The sequence below is a fragment of the Thiohalocapsa sp. genome (assembly GCF_019695415.1).
Taxonomy (GTDB): domain Bacteria; phylum Pseudomonadota; class Gammaproteobacteria; order Chromatiales; family Chromatiaceae; genus Thiohalocapsa.
This window is the reverse complement of record NZ_JAIFKJ010000623.1, coordinates 1-3,653: the sequence shown is the minus strand read 5'-3', so window position 1 is coordinate 3,653 and position 3,653 is coordinate 1. Positions and strand designations below refer to the sequence as shown.

Genomic DNA, 3,653 nt, shown 5'->3' with positions numbered 1-3,653 from the left:
AGCGGATGGTTTGCGGCGGCGGCGAGTGATTAAGACACGTAGAACCTGTTTCCCGTAAGCTGCGCGAGTCCGACTTGACCTTCTGACGGGAGATTCGATCCATGTTCAAGGCCCTCTGGGGCGACATCCAAACCGGGCGCCTGAAGCGCCTGCCCTTCCTCGGTTGGTACCTGGTGATCCTGGCGCTCGCCATGGTGCTGAGCTTTGCGCTGGGCGCCGTTATCGGTGCCGCCGAGCGCATGGCCGGTGGGGAGCCGATCGAGACCCAGGTGGCGCTGGGGGAGAGCTTAGGTCCCGTGGGGCTGATCGCCGTCGCCGCCGTCTTTGCGCTGTTGCTGCTGGGGCAGATGAACATCATGGCCAAGCGCTTGCGGGACATGGGCCTGCCGATGGCGTGGCTGCTGGTCCTCGGCTGGCTCCTCCTTGCCGGACTGGTGTCGTCCGCGGGTGGTGCGGTCCTGAGCGGTTTGCTGAGCGTGATTGTGCTTCTGGGGCTCCTATCGGTGCCCACCGGCGCGCTCCGCGGACGCGGTGCTGGCCCTGGGCAGCCTTGATGCAACACAGGAACAGCGGCTTTTGGGAAGCAAGCGCCGGCCCTGGAGCACGGGCGGAGCCCTAGTCGCTGTCTTTGCGTGCGCCGATGCCCCGCTCGCGGGCGAAGTCCAACATGCGTTGAATAGGCACCACCGCGCGCCGGCGGATGTCCTCCGGAATCTGGATTTCTTGATCATGCGTGCGCAGCACCTGCTCCAGATTCTGCAGCGCGTTCATGGCCATCCAGGGGCAGTGAGCGCAGCTCTCGCAGGTGGCGCCTTCGCCGGCGGTGGGGGCGGCGATGAGGTGCTTCTGCGGCGCCAGCTGATGCATTTTCCAGAAGATGCCCTCGTCGGTGGCGACGATGAACTCGTCGTTGGGCATGGTCTGGACGGCCTTGATGAGCTGGGTGGTGGAGCCGACCACGTCCGCCTGGTCGACGACCTCGTCCGGTGACTCCGGATGCACCAGCACCGCGGCGTCCGGGTGCAGGCGGCGCACCCGGTCCAGCGCGAACGCCTTGAACTCCTCGTGCACCACGCAGGCGCCGTCCCAGAGCAGCACGTCGGCGCCCGTCATGCGCTGCACATAGTGCCCGAGGTGCTTGTCGGGGGCCCAGAGAATCTTCTGCCCTTGGGCGTGCAGGTGCTCTACCACCGGCAGCGCGATGCTCGAAGTGACAACCCAGTCCGAGCGGGCCTTCACCTCGGCGCTGGTATTGGCGTAGACCACCACGGTGCGGTCCGGATGGGCGTCGCAGAATGCCGCGAATGCATCCGGCGGGCAGCCCTCATCCAGGGAGCAGGTGGCCTTCAGCGTCGGCATCAGCACGCGTTTTTCGGGATTGAGGATCTTCGCTGTCTCGCCCATGAAGCGCACGCCGCAGACGACCAGCGTTTCGGCATCGGATTCGGTGCCGAAGCGGGCCATTTCCAGTGAGTCCGCCACGTGACCGCCGGTCTCCTCGGCCAGGGCCTGGAGGTCGCCATCAACGTAGTAATGCGCCACCAGTACGGCCTTCTGCTCGGTGAGCAGCGTCTTGATGCGGTCCGTGAGCGCCGCCTTCTCGGCGGCACCGAGCGCCGGCCACTGCGGCTGCTTGGGCACCTGCATGCGGTCCCGGGCTAGGGTACTGAGGTCGGGGTTCTCGGTGGCGGTTGTCATGGCGGGGCTCCGTGCGGGCGTTGCCGCGGGTCACTTGAGGTAGGCCACGCGCTCGCGGTCGGTAAGCCGATAGAGCCGGGCAGGGCGATGGCTGCCCTGGCGACGCATCTCGCCCGTGCCCTCGATCTGCGCGAGCGCGAGTGCCCATTTGCGGAAGTTGCGCTTGTCGAGCTCGGCGTCAAGCAGGGTCTCGTAGACGCGCTGCAGCTCGCCGAGGGTGAAGGTGTCCGGCAGGAACTGGAACGCAATGGTGGAGTAATCCAGCTTTGCCAGCAGCCTGCGGTGAGCAGTGGCGATGATGTCGGCGTGGTCGAAGGCCAGATTGGGCAGGGCATCCAGCCGGAACCACTGGGCCTCTGCGGCGTCGTCGCCGGCCTTGACGGTACGCTGCCCGGCCGGCGCCAGAGCTAGGTAGGCGACGCTCACCACCCGCTCCCGCGGGTCGCGCCCGACGGCGCCGAAGGTGTACAGCTGCTCCAAGTAGAGCCCGCTGACGCCGGTCTCCTCGGCGAGCTCGCGGGCAGCGCAGGTATCCAGGTCCTCGTCGATATCGAGGAATCCGCCGGGCAACGCCCAGGCGCCGGCGAAGGGTGGGTTGCCGCGCCGGATCAAGAGCAGCTCCAGCGCGTCATCGCAGATGCCGAATACCGCCACGTCCGTCGTGACCGCCGGATGCGGGTGGGCATAACAGTAAGGCTCTGCTTGCGACATCGGGATACACACTGGCGCAACACGCCGGACGGTCGCTTCAAGGAACAGTTTAGCCAACGCGGAAGTCGGTGTCGGCAGCAACGGCCCACCCCTCGCCAGTTGAAGATCGCGTGGAGCGGTCAGTTGCGCTTTCTTGGATAATGTCCACGTCCCGCGGTCGCAGGCGCCACCACGAAGGCCGGTTTTCGTCATGCACACACGTCATCTCGTCGGCGGACTTTTTATCCTCGGCTTCGATGGGACTGCCGTAGACGCGGCGCTGGCCGAGACGATTCGGCGCTGGCGCCCAGCGGGATTCATCCTGTTCCGCCGTAATATTGGCACGCCGGTGCAGCTGGCGACGCTCTGTCGAGACCTACGTGCGCTGTACCCGCCGGACCAGCCGCCCCTCATCAGTGTCGACCAGGAGGGAGGGCGAGTGGCCCGCCTGCGCGCACCCTTCACCGAGCTGCCGGCGGCGCGGGTGCTCGGGAAGCTCTACGAGCGCAGCGGCTCCTTGGAGCTGGTGCGCCGCGCAGCCGAGGTGACCGCTGCTGAGCTCACCGCCGTGGGCGTCAATTTCAACTTTGCCCCGGTGCTGGATGTCGACAGCAATCCGGCGAATCCGATCATCGGCGACCGGGCCTACGCCCAGACGCCGGAGATTGTGTCGGCGGTCGCCCGTGAGGTCATCGTCACCTATCAGCGCCGCGGTCTCATGGCGTGCGGCAAGCACTTCCCCGGGCACGGCGACACGGCCGCGGACTCGCATCTGGAACTGCCGCTGGTGCCGCGGGACCGTGAATCGCTGGAGGACATCGAGCTGCCGCCCTTCCGCGATGCAGCGGCGGCCGGGGTGGCCGCGCTCATGACGGCCCATGTGCTCTATCCGGCGCTGGACCCGGATTGGCCCGCCACCCTGTCGCGACCCATCCTCACCGAGCTGTTGCGCGATGAAATGGGCTTTGAGGGCCTCATCGTGACCGACAACATGGAGATGCGCGGCGTCTGGGGCCGCTGGCCGGCGGCCGAGCTGACGCGCCGCGCCGTGGGCGCCGGCTGCGACTTGTTCATCGGCGGCGGCGGCGGGTTGGATGGCCGCCACCCGCAGACCGACATCCAGTTTGCGCTGATGGAGGCGCTGGCGGCGCAGATCGCGGCCGGGGAGGTGCCGCGTGCGCGGGTCGCGGCGTCGCTGGCCCGCACCCCCCGGGCCACCGCGCCCCGCCCGGGGCGCCCGCCGGGCCACCCCCCCCACACCGCGC

Annotated in this window: 4 protein-coding genes; 2 read left to right on the top strand and 2 right to left on the bottom strand. The window is 67.9% G+C overall.

Translation table 11 applies throughout. The features are described from left to right. Positions 1–101: 101 nt before the first annotated feature. A complete protein-coding gene (locus tag I6U14_RS17035) occupies positions 102–554 on the top strand; it encodes a DUF805 domain-containing protein (RefSeq protein ID WP_296900902.1) in 453 nt (150 codons plus the stop codon). 61 nt (positions 555–615) lie between these two features. Here the strand turns inward: I6U14_RS17035 and nadA are convergent, their stop codons facing one another. Together nadA and I6U14_RS17025 are read right to left on the bottom strand one after the other, a co-directional pair. Beyond that, positions 616–1,698: a quinolinate synthase NadA gene (gene nadA / locus I6U14_RS17030; RefSeq protein ID WP_296900900.1), complete on the bottom strand. Its 1,083-nt coding sequence runs from the start codon at positions 1,696–1,698 to the stop codon at positions 616–618. 30 nt (positions 1,699–1,728) lie between these two features. After that, the gene (locus I6U14_RS17025; protein ID WP_296900899.1) at positions 1,729–2,409 is read right to left on the bottom strand and encodes an NUDIX domain-containing protein; all 681 of its coding nucleotides are present in this window, start codon (positions 2,407–2,409) and stop codon (positions 1,729–1,731) included. A gap of 190 nt (positions 2,410–2,599) precedes the next feature. Here I6U14_RS17025 and nagZ point away from each other — a divergent pair. Then, positions 2,600–3,653 (top strand): beta-N-acetylhexosaminidase (gene nagZ, locus I6U14_RS17020; RefSeq protein WP_296900897.1); only part of this gene is annotated, 1,054 nt, incomplete at its 3' end.

What these genes read in the sequence shown, in the direction of transcription:
- I6U14_RS17025 (WP_296900899.1), bottom strand. Translation starts at nt 2,409, where the DNA reads ATGTCGCAAGCAGAGCCTTACTGTTATGCCCACCCGCATCCGGCGGTC.
- I6U14_RS17035 (WP_296900902.1), top strand. Translation starts at nt 102, where the DNA reads ATGTTCAAGGCCCTCTGGGGCGACATCCAAACCGGGCGCCTGAAGCGC.
- nadA (WP_296900900.1), bottom strand. Translation starts at nt 1,698, where the DNA reads ATGACAACCGCCACCGAGAACCCCGACCTCAGTACCCTAGCCCGGGAC.